Genomic DNA, 18,523 nt, shown 5'->3' on the forward strand with positions numbered 1-18,523 from the left:
CCTCAAAGCATCACGGCTGATATTCCAGCGATGAATGGTGAGCAACGATGCGCAGTTGGCCGGCGTCATCTTTGACGAACATCCAGGTCTTGTCTACGGAGGTCACCTGGCCGTCTTTACCGGTGAAGTGCACCTTGCCCATAGTGGTGGCACTGTCGCCAGCGATAAACACGGCGGCGTTATCGACCTCGCATTTACTCCAGCCTTGCAAGGCGAAACCGCTGTCTTGCGGGAAAGCGGGATCACCTCCGACAAAGTAAGACAGGGCACCTTCGCGGGTGGTGCGGAAGGTTTGCGGGGCGACAGTGAGCGTCGGTTTGAACAACACAGCACCCATCTGATAACCGTAAGCGGCATCAATCACTCGCTCAGCCACATCTTTAGCCGCACGTTGGCCTTCTTTTTTGTGGGTGTTGCTGATGTTCACCAGCGCACCGCACCAGGCTTGCTGCGCCTGCAAGACTTCTTCTTGAGCAATGCCTTGGTTAACAACAACGCTGTTGGCTGCGGCTTGGTTGGCGGCCAAGGCAAGGGCGCACAGACCGATATAGTTGATCGCTTTCATGGTTTTTCTCTCACTCGTAAGGGTTGGTAATATGTGTGTTTGAGCTGCCTGAAACGCTGTGCAGTCCACGTGTGTTGCCGGCAATACTGGCCAGTGCTGTTTATCTGCTCATGCCGGCGGCTATTTGGGTCGCCGTTAGGGCGATGGAATTGCGCCTGTTAATGTCGGTCTAAATCGGTACCCGGCTGCCAGCTATGTTCGCGACACGGATTAAGGGGTGGTTGCTCGGTGTGCGGTTCAGGCCGTGCCTCCAGTGCTGAGTCGTTATTGCTTAAGGTATTGCTATGTTGCCTGCGCCAACCTGAACGGCCGCTGAACCTTTGCTGAACCAATGCTGAACCGACTGCATATGCACGCAGCGCTTAGGCCAAACGCCGCGACGACACACGCAACAGCCGGCGGCAACAGGTGCCACTTGGCACACACGGCAAGCGGGTTTTAACTATTAATTGTTGGGTAATTTGAGGGTGGACGCTTATGACAGCTCTAAAACAGGTGGCTGCAGTCATTTTTGGCGCGATTCTCGGGGCTGGAAACGCTATGGCAGTTGAAGAAGCGCAATACACAGTGGTGCTTGAGGAGCAGAACTTCGAGGTCCGCAACTATGAGCCCCATGTCGTCGCTGAAACGCTGGTGAACGGAGATTTTGACAAGGCGGGGAGCAAAGCCTTTAGCCGGCTGTTTGACTATATTTCCGGCAATAACACCTCCAGCCAGAAAATCGACATGACGGCCCCGGTTGCCCAAGAAGCTGAAAGCGAAAAAATTGACATGACCTCACCCGTTGGCCAGCAGCAGGTGAATGGCAAATGGGCAGTGAGCTTTATGATGCCCGCGGGTTATTCGCTGGACACCCTGCCGGTCCCCAAAGACCCGGAAGTGACGCTGCGCCAAGTGCCCGCCCGGCATATGGCAGCCGTGCGCTATTCAGGCTTTTGGAGTGAAAAGGCCTACGCCAGCAACAAGGCTAATTTGGACGCCTGGATAGCCAAAAACGCCTTCCGCGCAGTCGGCGAACCCATCTGGGCCCGCTATAACCCGCCGTTTATGCCATGGTTTTTGCGCCGCAATGAAGTACTAATACCCATTGAGATGCCGCTGAATAAGCAAAACTAAAACGCTCGTCCTGAAGATGGGTCGCGTCGCGCAGTGATAACACCCATCGCCTCAACATCATCGCTATCGCAGCGCTTAAGCCTGGCAGCACAACCTATGCCCAAGGCTCACAATGTGCGGGCGCTGATCCCGGCGGCGATAAACAACGTCGCCAGTACCGCCAACATTGGCAGCCAACCGGCATGCTCCCAGATATACCCTGCCGCGTAACCAATCACACTCGAGCCTAGGTAGTAAGCGCACAGGTACAACGCAGAAGCCTGCGCCTTGGCCACTGTTGCGCGTTGCCCGACTTGCCCACTGGCGACCGCATGCGCGGCAAAAAAGCCGAGGGTAAACAAGGCAAGTCCCGCCACTGCCGCACTTAACCAAGGTGTCGCACACAACGCCACGCCCACCAGCATGATGCCAATACTGGCCTGCATCACCTGCCGTGCACCCAATCGTGGTACCAGTCGCCCCGCCCAGCCGGCGCTGAAAATACCGACCAGATAAACCGTAAACAGCAGGCCGATCAGGCTAGAAGACAAGTTGAACGGTGCCGCCGCTAGGCGAAAGCCGACGTAGTTGAACAAGGCGACAAAGCCGCCCATCAACAAAAACGCCAGCAAAAATAGACGGCGCAACTGGCTATTAGCCATGTGCACAGCGAAATTATTCAGCAGGCCGCGCAGCGACAGCGACTGCGCATGAAAATGACGTGAGGGTGGCAGCAACCCGATAAATAATCCCAACGCCAGCAAGCCCATGCCGGCCACGCCGGCCAATGCCAGCGGCCAACCGCCCAGATCACTGAGCAAGCCCGCCAACAGTCGCCCGAGCAAACCGCCTAGCGCGGTGCCGCCGATATACAGGCCCATGGCTGCCGGTAACGCAGCGGGGTCAAACTCTTCGCCCACATAGGCCATGGCCAAGGCTGGCAACCCGCTCAGAGCCAGGCCGAGCAAGGCGCGCAGCCAGAGCAAATGCTGCCAACTGTCAACCAGTGCGCAGGCAATCCCCAACAGCGACGCCAAGCCCAAGGCAGCAGCCATAACCGGTTTTCGCCCCCAACTTTCGGCCAGCGCGCCGGACACCAACAAACAAAGTGCCAAGCTCAAGGTCGTCAGTGACAGGGCCAAACTGCTGCCCGCCGCCGAAACAGAAAAATGCTGGGCCAATAACGGCAGCAATGGCTGCACGCAATACAGCAAAGCAAAGGTGGCAAAGCCGGCGCAGAACAACGCAAACGTTGCCCGGCGGTATGCGCCGGTGCCGCGCATCAAGTGTGCAGATAAAGCAACAACAGACATTGGCAAGCTCACTGAACGGCTCTAATTCGGCCATCTCGGCAGATTAACATGCAGCGACCGCTGTGCCGGTAACCTACACACCTCACATCACCGCAAAGAACGAACGCCTGATAGAACATCGACTCAATCGAGGGGTGCTGGCGCATGCCATGGCCGACTGAAACCAGACAGTCTGCTGGTGCGCAAATAAGTAGTATCGGCCCGCCTCAGCAAAAATTAGCAGCAAGGCATGTGCGGGGCGTAACCAAAAAAAGCTACCGCAAAGACCCCCTACTCATTGCTCAGAGCAATGCAGGCAAAGGCTGCACGCACGCGGCTGGTCGCCGCCGCACACAGACGGCAGAATGCGCCTATGAATAAAGACTACCTGCCTGCCTGCTGCGCCCCATTGAGTGAGCACTGGCCTTTACCCCACGCCTTGCCTGCAGTGCGTTTAATCAACACTCGCTTTGACCCCGCGCGCTTGAATGATGAAGATTTCAGCCGTTGTGCAATCGAACCGATCAAGGGTATTGCCAAGCGTCAGAGCGAATACCTCGCCGGGCGTTTGTGCGCGCGCGAGGCCCTGCGGCAACTCAGCGGCGTTGCGCTTACGCCCGGCATGGGTGAAGACCGAACCCCCCAATGGCCAGACGGTACACTGGGTTCCATCACCCATGGCAGCGGTTGGGCGGCTGCCGTGGTCGGCAATCGCTCAGATTGGTTCGGCCTAGGCCTGGATGTTGAGCGCATCATGCCGGCCAACCGCGCAGAACGCCTGGCGAAAGAAATCCTGACCCCCGCCGAGTTATTGCGCCTTGAGCGCTTGCCCATTGAACAGCGTGCGCCGCGTATCAGCCTGACCTTCTCACTCAAGGAAAGCCTGTTCAAGGCGCTCCACCCGGCGGTGCGCAAACACTTCTATTTTCAGGACGCCGAACTCTTGAGCGTTGCCGCAGACAATCGCGTCAGTATGCGTTTGCTGCTTGACCTGCATGCTGAGTGGCCTGCTGGCAGCGAGTTGCAAGGGCAGTTCGCTGAGTTCGAGGGCTACGTGCTCAGCCTGGTCAGCATCCCGCGCTGATCTGTTGAGTGCGGCCGCCCAAAGCCCAGGCCAAATCCGCTAAACTCGTCCGATTGCCGTCTGGAGTGCCTTATGCGCGACGATTTGAATCAAGGCCTGATCGATTTCCTCAGGGCCTCACCCACCCCCTTTCATGCCACTGCAAGCCTGGCTCAGCGCCTCGAAGCGGCTGGCTTTCAACACCTAGACGAACGTGACAGCTGGCACACCCAAGCTGGCGGGCGTTATTACGTGACCCGCAACGACTCCTCGATCATCGCCTTCAAACTCGGTAAGCGTGCGCCGCTCGAAGGTGGTATTCGACTCGTGGGCGCGCACACCGACAGCCCGTGCTTGCGGGTTAAACCGCAGCCAGAACTGCAGCGCCAAGGTTTTTTCCAGCTCGGTGTCGAGGTGTATGGCGGTGCATTACTGGCACCGTGGTTTGATCGCGACTTGTCTTTGGCTGGCCGCGTCACCTACCGCCGTGACGGTAAGGTGGAAAGCCAGCTGATCGACTTCCAATGCCCCATCGCAGTGATTCCCAACCTGGCCATTCACCTCAACCGTGAGGCCAACCAAGGCTGGACGATCAACCCACAGAACGAACTGCCGCCCATTCTGGCGCAACTGACTGGCACTGATGTAGCCGATTTCCGCGCCCTGCTCACCGACCAACTGGCTCGCCAACATGATTTTAGTGCTGACGCAGTGCTGGATTACGAGCTGAGTTTCTACGACACCCAGAGCGCGGCAGTGATTGGCTTAAATGGTGATTTTATCGCCGGCGCGCGACTAGACAACTTGCTGTCCTGCTATGCCGGCCTGTTCGCCTTGCTGGCGGCGCCGGATGACGAGAGTTGCGTGCTGATCTGTACCGATCACGAAGAAGTCGGTTCCTGTTCCGCCTGCGGTGCCGACGGCCCGATGCTGGAGCAAGTCTTGCGCCGTGTGCTGCCCGAAGGAGATGCCTTCGTGCGAACCATCCAGCGCTCGCTGCTGGTCTCGGCTGACAACGCCCACGCCGTGCACCCCAACTACCCTGACAAACACGACGAAAATCACGGCCCCAAACTCAACGCCGGTCCAGTGATCAAAATCAACAGCAACCAACGCTACGCCACCACCAGCGAAAGTGCCGGCTTCTTCCGCCACTTGTGCCTGGAAAATGAGGTGCCGGTGCAGAGTTTCGTCACCCGCAGCGACATGGGTTGCGGCTCAACCATCGGCCCAATCACCGCCAGCCAACTGGGGGTGCGCACCGTGGATATCGGCTTGCCAACCTTCGCCATGCACTCGATTCGCGAACTGGCCGGCAGCCATGACTTAGCCCACTTGGTGAAAGTGCTAACAGCTTTTTTTGCCAGTGCCGAGCTGCCATAAACCCGCTAAATAGGTAGCCGGGATGCAATCTGGGAGCCGCTTGAGCAGCGCTCGATAGTTGCGGATTGCATCCGGGTTACAACGTTGCCATGCCATCATCGAGTTGTAGCTGCTGACGCCTTGGTGGGTATCGCTGCGCTCAACCCACCCTACGAACAGCGACTTAAGCCCGCCCTACTCTGGTACCTCGACGCTGACATGCAGGGCGTCGTGGCGCCAGAACTCCAGATCGCAATCGATCAGGCGGCCATGCTGGTCACGGTTGATACGCACAATCCGCAGTGCAGGGCTGCCCACTGCTACTTTCAAAGCCGCCGCTGCTTCACTCTTTAAGGCGGTGGGTACCATGTCGAAACGGACGCGACCGTAATAAATACCGTACTCGCTGCCATACAGCTCAGTCAGCGAGCGCGTCAGATCAAACTCCAGAATGCCGGCAAAGTAATTGGGGTTGAGGTAGTGCTCGACATACAGCACCAACCGTCCATCGATGCGCCGCGCACGACGAATCTGGTAAACGCTGGACAGCGCCGGCAACGCCAATAGCTGGCAGATCTCGGCACTGGCTGGAATCAGCTTGGCGCTCAGCACTTCGGTGGCTGGTATCCGGCCTTGCTCACCGACCATGGCGTGAAAATGACTGCGCACCAATGGGTTGTAGGCCACCCGCGGCGGCGAAACAAACCAACCGCGACGCTCCTCACGATAGATCAACCCTTGCGCCTCAAGCTGGCCCAACGCCTCGCGCAGAGTAATGCGCGTGGTATCAAATACCTCGCTGAGCTTACGTTCTGCTGGCAACTGGCTGCCGGCGAGTAATAAGCCGTGCTCGATCTGCTCTTCCAATGCCCGGCATATAGCCGTGACTGCCCGCGGCGCTTCATCGCGCATCAAGACCTCCAAATTTGGACTAGTCCAACCCCATTTAAAGACGTTTATCTGTGTGTTCAGTGCCAAAAATTTTGTTTCAAGTTTAAGCAGTCTTGATGACTACGCTATGACAACTTTCTTACAGGCGGTGCAAAAGCTGATAAAACTCAGTCTTTAAGCACTATTCAACTGATCTTAAGCATGGTCTACGCTAGAGACTCCGCAATGTGTGCAACCGTGGCTCAGGCTCAAAAAGGGTCACATACATAAAACTGTCATTTAATTCGCCTAAATTGGCGTGGGTCTTGCTGACCTAGACCAGAACTTTTCACCGCAGGCACTTCAAACGCAAACGCAAACGCAAACGCAAAGGAGCTTCCAATGAAACAACTGCTGCTGGCTTCACTGATGGGCTCAGCCATCGCCTTGGCCACCTCGGCCATGGCTGCTGAAACGGACTTGCAAGCACTGGAACAAGCCGCACGCGCTGAAGGCGCGGTGAACAGTGTGGGCATGCCCGACAGCTGGGCTAACTGGAAGGATACATGGGCCGATTTGAATACGCTGTACGGCTTGAAGCATATGGACACGGACATGAGCTCGGCCCAAGAGATTGCCAAGTTCGCTGCTGAAAAAGAAAACGCCACCGCCGATATAGGTGACGTCGGCGCTGCCTTTGGCCCCATCGCGGTGCAGCAGGGTGTAACGCAAGCCTTCAAACCGAGCACTTGGGAACAGATTCCAGCCTGGGCTAAAGACACCGACGGCCACTGGATGCTCGCCTACACCGGCTCCATTGCTTTTATCGTCAACAAGCAACTGGTCAAGGACATCCCGCGTTCTTGGGCGGACCTGAAAACTGGCACCTATAAAGTGTCTGCCGGCGACGTCAGCACAGCGGCACAAGCGGTCAATGGTGTACTGGCTGCTGCAATTGCCATGGGCGGCAATGAAAGCAACGTCAAACCGGCGTTGGAGTTTTATGGCGAGCTGGCTAAACAGGGCCGTTTGTCGCTGGCTAACCCGACTATTCAAACCCTGGAAAAAGGTGAAGTCGAAGTCGGTATCGTTTGGGACTTCAATGGCCTGAGCTACCGCGACCAGATTGACCCGGAGCGCTTCGAAGTGCTGATCCCGTCTGACGGCTCGGTTATCTCGGGCTACAGCACCATCATCAACAAGTGGGCGAAAAACCCTAACGCCGCCAAGCTGGCGCGTGAGTACATCTTGAGCGATGCCGGTCAGATCAACCTGGCCAAAGGCAATGCCCGGCCGATCCGCGCGGAGCACATCGACATGCCGGCTGAGGTCCAAGCCAAGCTGTTGCCGCAAGAGCAATACGCTAATGTCCAGCCCGTTAAGGATACCGCTGCCTGGGAAGCCACCTCAAAAGCCCTGCCGCGCTTGTGGCAAGAGCACGTCATCATCAACATGAACTAATACATCTGGCCCCAGAGATTCCTCTGGGGCCGATTCAATTGCTAAGGCTTTTAACCATGTCGCACAACGTCATCCTCGTCGTTCTGGATGGCCTGAGCTATCAGGTGGCTCAGCATGCGCTGGGGCATCTGCAGGCTTATTGCCAAGCCGGACGCGCCGCACTGTACAAGCTCGACTGTGAACTCCCGGCCCTGTCACGTCCGCTGTATGAAGCCATTCTGACGGGCGTTACACCCATCGACAGCGGCATCGTCAATAACGATGTATCGCGCCTTTCGACGCAGCGCAGCATGTTCCATTATGCCCGCGACGCCGGACTGGTTACCGCGGCGGCGGCTTATCATTGGGTCAGCGAGCTGTATAACCGTTCCCCTTTCCAGGCCGCCCGTGATCGCCATACCAGCGATGCGGCGCTGCCGATTCAGTACGGCCACTTTTACTACGCCGACCACTACCCGGATTCGCACCTGTTTGCCGATGCTGACAGCCTGCGTCAGCGCCATTCGCCAAATCTGCTGCTGGTGCATCCCATGAATATCGACGATGCCGGTCATAAACATGGCCTCGACAGCGCGCAATACCGTAACAGCGCACGCATGGCCGACGTGCATTTAGCCGAATACATCCAACCTTGGCTGGATGCGGGTTACCAGATTCTGGTAACGGCCGATCACGGCATGAACAACGACCGCTCGCATAACGGACTCTTACCAGAAGAGCGCGAAGTGCCGTTGCTGGTGCTCGGCAGCGCCTTCAGCCTCGACGCCAACGCCCAGCCTAAACAGCTGGAGTTGTGCGGCACAGTTTGCGAGCTACTCGGTGTGCCTCACGACAAGCCTGTGTGCCGGGAGCTTTTAGCATGATCCATGCTCTGCGCGGCAAATGGCTGGCGCTGCTGTGCCTGTTGCCCTTTGCCCTGTTTTTTATCGCTTTCCAGATTGCACCGCTGTTGTGGGTGGCCAGCAATAGCCTGCAAAGCGCCAACGGCTGGGGAGTGGGCAACTTCACCGAAGCCTTTGCCTCGCCCTTTTACCGTCAGGCAATACGCCACAGTTTGGAGGTGGCGTTCTGGTCGAGTTTGATCGGCATCAGCATTGCCATCCTCGGCAGTTATTCGCTGCGCCAAGTCGACAGCAAGCTGCGCGACTTCGTCATGGCGTTTTCCAACATGACCAGCAACTTTTCTGGTGTACCACTGGCATTTGCCTTTGTCATCCTGCTGGGTTTTAACGGCGCGCTGACCATACTGCTCAAACAGATGGGCGTGATAGAGGACTTCAACCTCTATTCCAAGACCGGTTTGATAGTGCTTTACACCTACTTCCAGATCCCCCTGGGTGTGTTGCTGCTCTACCCGGCTTTCGATGCACTGCGCGAAGACTGGCGCGAGTCCGCTGAATTACTCGGTGCCAGCAACTGGCAGTTCTGGCGACATATCGGCTTGCCCGTGCTGACCCCGGCACTGCTCGGCACCTTTGTCATTCTTCTGGCCAATGCCTTGGGCGCTTACGCCACGGTGTATGCGCTGACCACCGGCAACTTCAATATTTTGCCGATTCGGATTGCGGCCATGGTCTCTGGCGACATTTTTCTCGACCCGAATATGGCCAGCGCTCTGGCAATGATTCTGGTGGGGTTGATGACCCTGATCACCATCGTTCACCAATGGCTGCTGCGCCGGAGCTACCATGTCCCACGCTGAAAAACGCTCACCGCTGTTTCATCAGCTGGTGGTGTATACCCTAACGTTGATTCTGCTCATGCCGCTGCTCGGCACGCTTATCTACTCACTCTCTACCAGTTGGTCGGCGACCATTCTGCCCAGCGGGCTGACCTTCAAGTGGTACCTAGCGCTGTGGAGCGATGCACGCTTTTTATCTGCGTTCGGCCGCTCGCTGCTGATCTGCTTTGCCGCATTGGCCCTTTCGTTAGTCTTGATTTTGCCGCTGTTGTTTGTGGTCAGTTATCACTTCCCCAAGCTCGACGCGGTGATGAATGTGCTGATTTTGCTGCCGTTCGCCATTCCGCCGGTGGTCTCGTCGGTGGGCCTGATGCAACTGTTTGCCGGCGGCCCGCTGCCGATCCTCGGTACGCCATGGATCCTGATTGGTTGTTACTTCACCATCGCCCTGCCGTTTATGTATCGGGCAATCAGCAACAACCTGCAAGCGATCAACCTACGCGACCTGATGGACGCCGCCCACCTGCTCGGTGCCAGCACCTGGCGCGCAGCCTTTATGGTGGTGCTGCCCAACCTGCGTAAAGGCTTGATGGTCTCGGTGTTCCTCTCGTTCAGCTTCCTGTTCGGTGAGTTCGTGTTTGCCAACCTGCTGGTCGGCAGCCGCTATGAAACCCTGCAGGTGTACCTCTACAACATGCGCAACGACAGTGGTCACTTCACCAGCGCCCTGGTGATTTCCTACTTTATGTTCGTGCTGCTGATGACCTGGGCGGCCAACCGCCTGAATAAGGACAAGTCATGAGTTATCTGAGTATTCAAGGCCTGCATAAACGCTACGGCGACACGCCGATTTTCAGTGATATCAACTGCGAAATCGCTAAGGGCGAGTTCATCACTCTGCTCGGCCCATCGGGCTGCGGCAAATCCACCCTGCTGCGCTGCATCGCCGGGTTGACGGGGGTGAATGGCGGGCAAATCCTTCTCGACGGCGAGGACCTGGTGCCCGTTGCCCCGCAAAAACGCGGCATCGGCATGGTGTTCCAGAGCTATGCCCTGTTCCCCAATATGACCGTGCAGCAGAACGTCGCCTTTGGCCTGCGCATGCAAAAGGTCAAGGGCAGCGAAGCCGAGCAGCGTCTTAAGCAAGTGCTGGAACTGGTTGAGCTGAACGACTTCGCCAATCGCTACCCGCAGCAGTTGTCCGGTGGTCAATGTCAGCGCGTAGCCCTAGCCCGCTCGCTGGTCACCCGCCCGCGCCTGCTGCTATTGGATGAGCCGCTGTCAGCGCTGGACGCACGCATTCGCAAGCACCTGCGCGAGCAGATTCGCAACATTCAGCAGGAGCTGGGCCTGACCACTATTTTTGTCACCCATGACCAAGAAGAGGCGCTGATCATGAGCGACCGCATCTTCCTGATGAATGCCGGCAAAATCGTCCAGAGCGGCGACGCGGAAACTCTCTACACCGCACCTGCTGATGCCTTTGCCGCCGGTTTTATCGGCAACTACAACCTGCTTGATGCCAATGCCGCCAGCCGTTTACTGCTGCGGCCAATCAATAGCCGCGTGGCCATTCGTCCAGAGGCGATCCAAATTGGCATGCAAGGCAGCATTGAGGGCCAGATTCGCAGCCATAGCCTGCTCGGCAACGTCATTCGTTACCGCATTGAGGCGCGCGGCGTCGAGTTGCTGGTGGACGTACTTAATCGCTCCCCAGCGGACCTGCACGCCCGTGGTCAGCGCATTAACCTGAACATTGAAGACAACGCTATTTGTGAGGTGGCCTGATGGCCCTAGCAATTTTTGACCTGGACGAAACCTTGATTGGCGGTGACTGCGCTAGCCTGTGGACCGCGGAAATGGTCAAGCTCGGTTGGGCTGATGGCGAGAGCTTTATCGCTCGCGAACAAGAACTGATGCATCAATACGCCGCCGGTAGCCTCGCCATGGAGGACTACATGGCGTTTACCTTATCGCCTCTGGTAGGCCGCACCGCTGAGGAAGTCGCGCATGTGGTCGAGCCGTTTGTTGAGGATGTGATAGAGCCGATTTTCTACAGCGACGCCACTCGCTGCCTGGCCAACCATCGCGCCGCTGGGGATCGCATTTTGGTGATCTCAGCGTCGGCACATTTTTTAGTCAGCGCGGTGGCTGCGCGGCTGAAAATCGAGGAAGTGCTGGCGATCGACCTAGAACAACAGCACGGTCACTACAGCGGCCGTACCCAAGGCGTGCTGACTTACCGCGAAGGTAAGGTCACGCGCTTACAGGATTGGCTGCAAGAACAAGGCGAGACCTTAGACGGCGCTTATTTCTATTCCGATTCACGTAACGATCTACCGCTGCTGCAGGTGGTCGAAAAACCCCATGTGGTTAACCCCGACCCAACGCTGCTGCAGGTCGCCCAACAAGCCGGCTGGCCGGTTCTTAGCTGGCGTTGACAATGACCAACGTGCTGGGGCGACCGACTGGCCGGATAGAGATACACACTGCGGCGACCGCCGCACTGACAAAAAGGCCGCTCAGTGAGTGGCCTTTTTGTCAGCAACAACACTTAAGCTGCAGCGGGTTTTGCTACGCCTAGCGCACGGTCCACCACCACAGCCAGCACTAAGGTCACCAGCACCGGTAACAACCAGCCAAGGCTTTGGTCCGCGAGGGGCAATTGGCTAAAGAAACTCGGAATCAAGCCTTTACCACCGGCAGCAGCAATGCCATCAACCAGACCAAAAATCAGGGTGACCGCCATCACTGGGCGGAATACCCGCGCGGGTGAGCGCCATAGATCATCCAGCAAGCTGAGCGCCACCAGCACGATCGCCAGCGGGTAGAGGCCAACCAAGACCGGGATGGAAAAGCTAATCAGCTGAGTCAGACCCTGATTGGCCACCAGTAGGCTAAACAGACCGAAAGTGATCACTACCGTTCGGTAAGAGACCGGCAACAAGTTGCTGAAAAACTCACCGCACGCGGTCAGTAATCCCACGGCCGTGGTTAAGCAGGCCAAGGTTATGACCACCGCCAGTAGCAGACTGCCCGCCGTGCCGAAGGTGTGTTGCACATAGGCAGTGAGCACTTGCACACCATTCTGCGCTTCACCCGCAATGCCTTGGCTGGTTGCGCCAAGGTAGAACAGCGTCAGATAAACCAATGACAACCCCACGGCAGCGATCAGCCCAGCCATCACCGAATAGCGGGTGATCAGCTTGCCATCCGTCACGCCATGGTCACGAATCGCGGTCGCAATCACGATACCGAACACCAGTGCGCCGAGGGTATCCATGGTCAGGTAACCCTGCAGGAACCCCTGCACGAAGGGCGTGCTCTGGTATTCAGCTGACACTTGGCCGATTTCACCCGCAGGCACCAACAGGGCCGCACCGCCTAATACCAGCAATGCCGCCAACAGCACAGGGGTGATGTATTTACCGATCCGCTCCACCAGTTGCCCGGGATTAAGGGACAGGAACAGCACAGCCGCGAAATAAGCCAAGGTGTAGAGCAGCAAAGCGGTGCTGTTGTTACCGCTAAAAGGCGCAACGCCCATCTCAAACGACACCACAGCCGTTCGCGGTGTGGCGAACAACGGCCCGATGGCTAAGTAGACCGCGACCGCGAACACAACCCCTGCATGCTTACCCAGCGGCGCCGTTAGCAACGCTATACCGCCGCCGACCCGAGCCAGGGCAACAATGGTCAGCAACGGCAAACCAACGCCTGTGAGCAAAAAGCCCAGCGCCGCTGGGCCAATGTTTTCACCCGCTGCTAGGCCAGCACTGGGCGGAAAGATGATGTTACCGGCGCCGAGGAACAGCGCAAACGTCATAAAACCGAGGGCGAGGAGATCCGAGCCTTTCAAACGCGTCATAGGGGGGAACACCGCAGGCAGAAAGTTAATAAGTGCGAGGGTTTCCCGGTCGATCGGGGAAACGTCACCCCGCCGTTTGAGCGGAGCCACTGCAACCGCCAAGCCGCTTTTGGCAGAACAGGCGCTGAATAGTTGCAAGCCTAACGAATTTGCTGGGCCAGCGGCACTGGCCCGGGTCACGCTGTCGGACTGAAGAAAAAAGCTGTCGCCTCAGCGACAGTTCATCAATGCTCAGTACAAAAGATCAACACTGCGGGCTGTGAGGTGCAGTGGCATTTTGCTGCGCGCTTGCGTTGCGGTGTTTGCCGGTTAAATCAAACACCCCGCATGAGATGAAAGAGGATTCACGCTCTGGCCTCAAGACCTTCGAGCAAGAAACGCGGCGCTATGTAGCGCTCGTAGTGCGCCTCGGACAGCAGAAAGAACTCACGATCAATCGCATCGCGTAACTCAGGCAGGTTCCACTCGCGAAACTCTGGCAGCACCACCACGCCGTAGGCATTTAACTGAGTGATAACACGCGAACCACGGGCAATCAGCTGATAGGCCCAGCAGTAAGGCGACTGCTGCGGCACAAAGCGGATTTTGCGCTGTTCCAACTGGCTGCGCAGGCGATCGGCATCAAACACATCGAGTTTTGCGGCCATAACCTGCACAAGCAACACCTCTAGACGTAGCCAAACGGCGTGTTTTTCTTCGTCGTTATAGCCATTCCAGTTAATCACCTCATGGTGAAAACGTTTACAGCCACGGCAAACCAAATCACCGTAAACCGTGGAGCACAGGCCGACACAAGGAGTTTTAATGCGCTGATTGGACATAGCGGATGCACGAGAGCTTGTGAGGGGCAGCTATCTTAGCCCTTTGTCTAAGGCAGATCACCCCCATATAAGCAGGGCCTTCGGCTTAACTTTAGCAATGCTTTCCAGTAGAATCGACCGGCCTTTTATGGGCAGCAACGTCCGTTGGAAGCTGTTTTCAAAGCGTCACGAGCACAGTCAATCCTGCAGGTTCGATGTGGGTGCTGACTCTTGAGCCACCCTTCAAGTGTCAGCACCGACCCTCATCAAGCCCGTCCTGCCGGCGTAAAACTTTGAAAACAGCTTCTGCAAGAAAACCGCAAAATCTCAGCTAAGCGGCCACCAAAGCCACGAAGCGTAAGGCTCGCTGTTTTCTAGATCGCGTCCCGGACTAGCCGATGGGACCACTGATGAGGGTAATAACTGTGCTTGAAGCCTATCGCAAACATGTAGCAGAGCGTGCCGCTCAGGGTATCGTGCCCCAGCCGCTGAACGCCGAACAAACCGCAGGCCTGATCGAGCTGCTGAAAACCCCACCCGCCGGCGAAGATGCCGTTCTGCTCGACCTGATCACCAACCGCGTGCCGCCGGGCGTCGATGAAGCCGCCTATGTAAAGGCCGGGTTTCTCTCTGCCGTTGCCAAAGGCGAAGCCACCTCCCCGCTGATCAGTGCACAACACGCTGTTGAGCTACTGGGCACCATGCAAGGCGGTTACAACATCGCCACGCTGGTAGAGCTGCTTGATGACAACGCACTGGCTGCCGTGACTGCCGAGCAACTGAAGCACACCCTGCTGATGTTCGACGCCTTCCACGACGTCGCTGAAAAAGCCAAGAACGGTAACGCACACGCTAAAGGTGTCATGCAGTCTTGGGCAGATGGCGAGTGGTTCAAAAACCGTCCAACCCTGGCCGATAAAATCAGCCTGCGCGTCTTCAAAGTCACCGGCGAAACCAACACCGACGACCTGTCCCCAGCACCAGATGCTTGGTCACGCCCGGACATCCCTCTGCACGCCCTGGCCATGCTGAAAATGGCTCGCGACGGCATCGTGCCGGACGAGCAAGGCGTAACCGGCCCGATGAAGCAAATCGAAACCATGCGTGGCGAAGGCTTCCCGATCGCTTACGTAGGTGACGTGGTCGGTACTGGCTCCTCGCGCAAATCCGCCACCAACTCGGTGCTGTGGTTCTTCGGCGACGACATCCCTAACGTGCCGAACAAGCGCGCTGGTGGTTTCTGCTTCGGCAGCAAAATTGCGCCCATTTTCTACAACACCATGGAAGATGCGGGCGCTCTGCCAATCGAATTCGACGTGTCGAACATGCACATGGGCGACGTAATCGACCTGTACCCGCATGCCGGCAAAGTTTGCAAGCACGGCACTGACGAAGTCCTGACCACCTTCGAAATGAAGACGCCAGTTCTGCTTGACGAAGTCCGCGCTGGCGGCCGTATCCCGCTGATCATTGGTCGCGGTCTGACCGAGAAAGCGCGCGCTGAACTGGGTCTTGGCCCAACTGATCTGTTCAAGCTGCCTGAGCCGCCGGCCGCCAGCACCAAGGGCTTCACTCTGGCGCAGAAGATGGTTGGCAAGGCTTGCGGTCTGGCGGAAGGTCAAGGCGTACGCCCTGGCACTTACTGCGAACCGAAGATGACCACCGTCGGCTCCCAGGACACTACTGGCCCGATGACCCGTGACGAGCTGAAAGACCTGGCTTGCCTGGGCTTCTCCGCTGACCTGGTCATGCAGTCGTTCTGCCACACCGCGGCGTACCCAAAGCCAATCGACGTGACCACCCACCACACCCTGCCGGACTTCATCCGCACCCGTGGCGGCGTGTCTTTGCGTCCTGGCGACGGCATCATCCACAGCTGGCTGAACCGCATGCTGTTGCCGGACACTGTCGGCACCGGTGGTGACTCGCACACCCGTTTCCCGATGGGCATTTCGTTCCCAGCCGGTTCCGGCCTGGTCGCGTTCGCTGCAGCCACCGGCGTGATGCCGCTGGACATGCCAGAGTCCATTTTGGTGCGCTTCAAAGGCAAGCTGCAACCAGGCATCACCCTGCGTGACCTGGTACATGCCATCCCTTATGTGGCCATTCAGAAAGGCCTGCTGACTGTCGAGAAAAAAGGCAAGATCAATGCCTTCTCGGGTCGCATCCTCGAGATCGAAGGCTTGGAAGAGCTGACGGTAGAGCAAGCCTTCGAGCTGTCCGACGCCTCTGCCGAGCGTTCGGCTGCTGGCTGCACCATTAAAATGCCAGAAAAGGCGATTGCCGAGTACCTGCGCTCGAACATCACCCTGCTGCGCTGGATGATCAGCGAAGGCTACGGCGATGCGCGCACCATGGAGCGCCGCGCTCAAGCGATGGAAGCGTGGTTGGCTGAGCCTAAGCTGATGACCGCTGACAAAGACGCTGAGTACGCCGAGATCATCGAAATCGATCTGGCCGACATCAACGAGCCGGTTCTCTGCGCACCGAATGACCCGGACGATGCCCGTCTGCTGTCGACCGTTGCCGGCGAAAAGATCGACGAAGTGTTCATCGGTTCGTGCATGACCAACATCGGCCACTTCCGCGCAGCCGGCAAGCTGCTGGAAAAAGTCGAAGGTTCGCTGCCAACCCGCCTGTGGCTCTCGCCGCCGACCAAGATGGACCAGCATCAGCTGACCGAAGAAGGCTACTACGGCATCTACGGCAAAGCTGGCGCACGTTTGGAAATGCCAGGTTGCTCGCTGTGCATGGGTAACCAAGCGCGCGTTGAGCCGAACTCCACCGTGGTATCCACCTCAACCCGTAACTTCCCCAACCGTCTGGGTGATGGCGCCAACGTCTACCTGGCTTCGGCCGAGTTGGCGGCGGTTGCAGCAATCACTGGCAAACTGCCGACTGTTGCGGAGTACATGGTCTACGCGAAAGAAATCGACACCATGGCAGCGGACGTTTACCGCTACCTGAGTTTCGACCAGATCGCCGAGTTCCGTGAAGCGGCTGCGAACGCCAACATCCCGGTCGTTCAAGCCTAACGAAACAACGCATCGCGCTGCACGTGTAAAGAGAAGCCCCGCCTTGTGCGGGGCTTCTCGTTTTTTGACTCACAGGCTCCTCCCAAGCACATGGCATATGCCTTGCTTTGGCTTAAGGCATAGAGTGTTTCCAAAGGCGGAAACGGCTTAAATAGACAATGGTGTCGTTCTGATCGCCGACTAATTTCGGCGCTTGGCACGGCACCTTTTTGCTTTGGGCATAGGGAAAGCACCATGAATGAGCACGACATCAGCCGCCGCGCTGCGCCGGAAAAGCCAGTCCTGAATATCGGCTTTATGGCCCTCACCGACGCAGCCTCCGTTATCGTCGCTGCCACTCAGGGTTTTGCCGAGAAACATGGGCTGACCCTCAACCTGCAACGCCAGGCCTCCTGGGCCACGTTGCGTGACAAATTACTGAGCGGCGAATTGGACGCCGCTCATAGCCTCTACGGGCTGGTCTACGGTGTGCAATTAGGCCTCTGCGGTGCGCCAGCCACTGATATGGCCGTGCTCATGGGCCTTAACCAGAACGGCCAGAGCATTAACCTATCGCCTGCGCTACAAGCTGCCGGCGTGAGCACTGCTAGCGCACTGGCGCAACGCACGCACCAGTCTGGCGCAAAATTAATATTCGCCCAGACCTTCCCCACCGGCACGCACGCTATGTGGCTGAATTACTGGCTGGCCAGTCAAGGCATTCACCCGCTGACAGATGTCGACAGCGTCGTCGTGCCGCCGCCGCAAATGCTTGCCCACCTTAAGGCACGGCGCATCGATGGTTTCTGTGTTGGCGAGCCCTGGAGCGCCCAGGCGGTGGATGAACAAATGGGTTGCACCCTGACCACCAGCCAGGCGATATGGCCCGATCACCCGGAAAAAGTCTTGGCTTGCACCCATCAATTTACCGAGCAGTGCCCTAACAGCGCCCGCGCCTTGATCATGGCGGTGCTGGAAGCCAGTCGGTTTATTGATGAGAGTGAAGAAAACCGTCGCAGTGCGGCTCAACTGCTCAGTGGCAGCGAGTATGTCGACGCGCCGCTCTCGGCTATCCAACCGCGCTTCCTCGGCCAGTACCAAGACGGTCTCGGCCATGCCTGGCAGGACGCACACCCACTACGTTTTCATGCAGGCGGTGAAGTCAATCAGCCCTACCTGTCTGATGGCATGTGGTTTATGACCCAGTTTCGCCGCTGGGGCCTGCTGCGTGAAGACCCGGACTACCTGACCATCGCCCGCCAAGTCCAGCAACTCGACCTCTACCGCCAGGCTGCAGAGTCCCTCGGTATCGCCGTACCAAGCGAGATGCGCAGCAGCCAATTGCTCGGTGGCCAGATTTGGGACGGCAACGATCCGGCCGGCTATGCCCGCAGCTTTGCCCTGCACGCCCTGGTTGATGCGCCGATCGGCGCCCAGCAGGAGAGTCGCTAA

The 18,523-nt window shown here is 57.7% G+C and carries 16 protein-coding genes; 11 read left to right on the forward strand and 5 right to left on the reverse strand.

The annotated features are described in order from the left end of the window. Positions 1-10: 10 nt before the first annotated feature. Positions 11-565: a hypothetical protein gene (locus WF513_RS09635; protein ID WP_339079166.1), complete on the reverse strand. Its 555-nt coding sequence runs from the start codon at positions 563-565 to the stop codon at positions 11-13. A gap of 477 nt (positions 566-1,042) precedes the next feature. On the opposite strand from WF513_RS09635, the gene WF513_RS09640 reads away from it, so the two are divergent. Then, a complete protein-coding gene (locus WF513_RS09640; protein WP_339079167.1) occupies positions 1,043-1,681 on the forward strand; it encodes a heme-binding protein in 639 nt (212 codons plus the stop codon). 107 nt (positions 1,682-1,788) lie between these two features. Here the strand turns inward: WF513_RS09640 and WF513_RS09645 are convergent, their stop codons facing one another. After that, positions 1,789-2,973, reverse strand: coding sequence for an MFS transporter (locus WF513_RS09645; protein ID WP_339079168.1), 1,185 nt, complete (start codon positions 2,971-2,973; stop codon positions 1,789-1,791). A 352-nt stretch (positions 2,974-3,325) separates the two neighbouring features. On the opposite strand from WF513_RS09645, the gene WF513_RS09650 reads away from it, so the two are divergent. After that, entirely contained in the window at positions 3,326-4,036 is a 711-nt protein-coding gene (locus WF513_RS09650; RefSeq protein ID WP_339079169.1) for a 4'-phosphopantetheinyl transferase superfamily protein, read from the forward strand. Positions 4,037-4,108: 72 nt separating this feature from the next. Further along, complete coding sequence (locus WF513_RS09655; protein WP_339079170.1) at positions 4,109-5,398, forward strand: M18 family aminopeptidase; 1,290 nt, start codon at positions 4,109-4,111, stop codon at positions 5,396-5,398. 174 nt (positions 5,399-5,572) lie between these two features. Here the strand turns inward: WF513_RS09655 and WF513_RS09660 are convergent, their stop codons facing one another. Continuing rightward, positions 5,573-6,289, reverse strand: a complete 717-nt coding sequence (locus WF513_RS09660) for a UTRA domain-containing protein (protein ID WP_339079171.1) — start codon at positions 6,287-6,289, stop codon at positions 5,573-5,575. 360 nt (positions 6,290-6,649) lie between these two features. Between WF513_RS09660 and WF513_RS09665 the strand changes: the two genes are divergently transcribed. The 6 genes from WF513_RS09665 to WF513_RS09690 are packed head-to-tail and all read left to right on the forward strand — an operon-like array spanning position 6,650 to position 11,830. Then, positions 6,650-7,708, forward strand: a complete 1,059-nt coding sequence (locus WF513_RS09665) for an ABC transporter substrate-binding protein (protein ID WP_339079172.1) — start codon at positions 6,650-6,652, stop codon at positions 7,706-7,708. A gap of 56 nt (positions 7,709-7,764) precedes the next feature. Further along, complete coding sequence (locus WF513_RS09670) at positions 7,765-8,571, forward strand: alkaline phosphatase family protein (RefSeq protein ID WP_339079173.1); 807 nt, start codon at positions 7,765-7,767, stop codon at positions 8,569-8,571. Then, positions 8,571-9,410: an ABC transporter permease subunit gene (locus tag WF513_RS09675; RefSeq protein ID WP_339083506.1), complete on the forward strand. Its 840-nt coding sequence runs from the start codon at positions 8,571-8,573 to the stop codon at positions 9,408-9,410. Before WF513_RS09670 ends, WF513_RS09675 begins: the two co-directional genes overlap by 1 nt. Continuing rightward, positions 9,397-10,191, forward strand: a complete 795-nt coding sequence (locus WF513_RS09680) for an ABC transporter permease (RefSeq protein ID WP_339079174.1) — start codon at positions 9,397-9,399, stop codon at positions 10,189-10,191. Before WF513_RS09675 ends, WF513_RS09680 begins: the two co-directional genes overlap by 14 nt. Continuing rightward, the gene (locus tag WF513_RS09685) at positions 10,188-11,177 is read left to right on the forward strand and encodes an ABC transporter ATP-binding protein (protein WP_339079175.1); all 990 of its coding nucleotides are present in this window, start codon (positions 10,188-10,190) and stop codon (positions 11,175-11,177) included. Before WF513_RS09680 ends, WF513_RS09685 begins: the two co-directional genes overlap by 4 nt. Further along, positions 11,177-11,830, forward strand: coding sequence for an HAD family hydrolase (locus tag WF513_RS09690; protein WP_339079176.1), 654 nt, complete (start codon positions 11,177-11,179; stop codon positions 11,828-11,830). Before WF513_RS09685 ends, WF513_RS09690 begins: the two co-directional genes overlap by 1 nt. Positions 11,831-11,943: 113 nt before the next feature. Here the strand turns inward: WF513_RS09690 and brnQ are convergent, their stop codons facing one another. Together brnQ and WF513_RS09700 are read right to left on the reverse strand one after the other, a co-directional pair. Beyond that, on the reverse strand, positions 11,944-13,257 hold the full coding sequence (gene brnQ, locus WF513_RS09695) for a branched-chain amino acid transport system II carrier protein (RefSeq protein ID WP_339079177.1): 1,314 nt from the start codon (positions 13,255-13,257) through the stop codon (positions 11,944-11,946). Positions 13,258-13,601: 344 nt separating this feature from the next. Beyond that, positions 13,602-14,078, reverse strand: coding sequence for a DUF1289 domain-containing protein (locus WF513_RS09700; RefSeq protein ID WP_339079178.1), 477 nt, complete (start codon positions 14,076-14,078; stop codon positions 13,602-13,604). Between the two features lie 404 nt (positions 14,079-14,482). On the opposite strand from WF513_RS09700, the gene acnB reads away from it, so the two are divergent. Further along, the gene (gene acnB / locus WF513_RS09705; RefSeq protein WP_339083508.1) at positions 14,483-17,092 is read left to right on the forward strand and encodes a bifunctional aconitate hydratase 2/2-methylisocitrate dehydratase; all 2,610 of its coding nucleotides are present in this window, start codon (positions 14,483-14,485) and stop codon (positions 17,090-17,092) included. Between the two features lie 234 nt (positions 17,093-17,326). Beyond that, entirely contained in the window at positions 17,327-18,523 is a 1,197-nt protein-coding gene (locus WF513_RS09710; protein WP_339079179.1) for a CmpA/NrtA family ABC transporter substrate-binding protein, read from the forward strand.

Source organism: Pseudomonas sp. TMP9 (assembly GCF_037943105.1).
In the GTDB taxonomy this organism is placed as follows: domain Bacteria; phylum Pseudomonadota; class Gammaproteobacteria; order Pseudomonadales; family Pseudomonadaceae; genus Aquipseudomonas.

Excerpts from the sequence above, each read along its gene's own strand:
- WF513_RS09635 (WP_339079166.1), bottom strand. The coding sequence starts at position 565 with ATGAAAGCGATCAACTATATCGGTCTGTGCGCCCTTGCCTTGGCCGCC.
- WF513_RS09640 (WP_339079167.1), top strand. The coding sequence starts at position 1,043 with ATGACAGCTCTAAAACAGGTGGCTGCAGTCATTTTTGGCGCGATTCTC.
- WF513_RS09645 (WP_339079168.1), bottom strand. The coding sequence starts at position 2,973 with ATGTCTGTTGTTGCTTTATCTGCACACTTGATGCGCGGCACCGGCGCA.
- WF513_RS09650 (WP_339079169.1), top strand. The coding sequence starts at position 3,326 with ATGAATAAAGACTACCTGCCTGCCTGCTGCGCCCCATTGAGTGAGCAC.
- WF513_RS09655 (WP_339079170.1), top strand. The coding sequence starts at position 4,109 with ATGCGCGACGATTTGAATCAAGGCCTGATCGATTTCCTCAGGGCCTCA.
- WF513_RS09660 (WP_339079171.1), bottom strand. The coding sequence starts at position 6,289 with ATGCGCGATGAAGCGCCGCGGGCAGTCACGGCTATATGCCGGGCATTG.
- WF513_RS09665 (WP_339079172.1), top strand. The coding sequence starts at position 6,650 with ATGAAACAACTGCTGCTGGCTTCACTGATGGGCTCAGCCATCGCCTTG.
- WF513_RS09670 (WP_339079173.1), top strand. The coding sequence starts at position 7,765 with ATGTCGCACAACGTCATCCTCGTCGTTCTGGATGGCCTGAGCTATCAG.
- WF513_RS09680 (WP_339079174.1), top strand. The coding sequence starts at position 9,397 with ATGTCCCACGCTGAAAAACGCTCACCGCTGTTTCATCAGCTGGTGGTG.
- WF513_RS09685 (WP_339079175.1), top strand. The coding sequence starts at position 10,188 with ATGAGTTATCTGAGTATTCAAGGCCTGCATAAACGCTACGGCGACACG.
- WF513_RS09690 (WP_339079176.1), top strand. The coding sequence starts at position 11,177 with ATGGCCCTAGCAATTTTTGACCTGGACGAAACCTTGATTGGCGGTGAC.
- brnQ (WP_339079177.1), bottom strand. The coding sequence starts at position 13,257 with ATGACGCGTTTGAAAGGCTCGGATCTCCTCGCCCTCGGTTTTATGACG.
- WF513_RS09700 (WP_339079178.1), bottom strand. The coding sequence starts at position 14,078 with ATGTCCAATCAGCGCATTAAAACTCCTTGTGTCGGCCTGTGCTCCACG.
- WF513_RS09710 (WP_339079179.1), top strand. The coding sequence starts at position 17,327 with ATGAATGAGCACGACATCAGCCGCCGCGCTGCGCCGGAAAAGCCAGTC.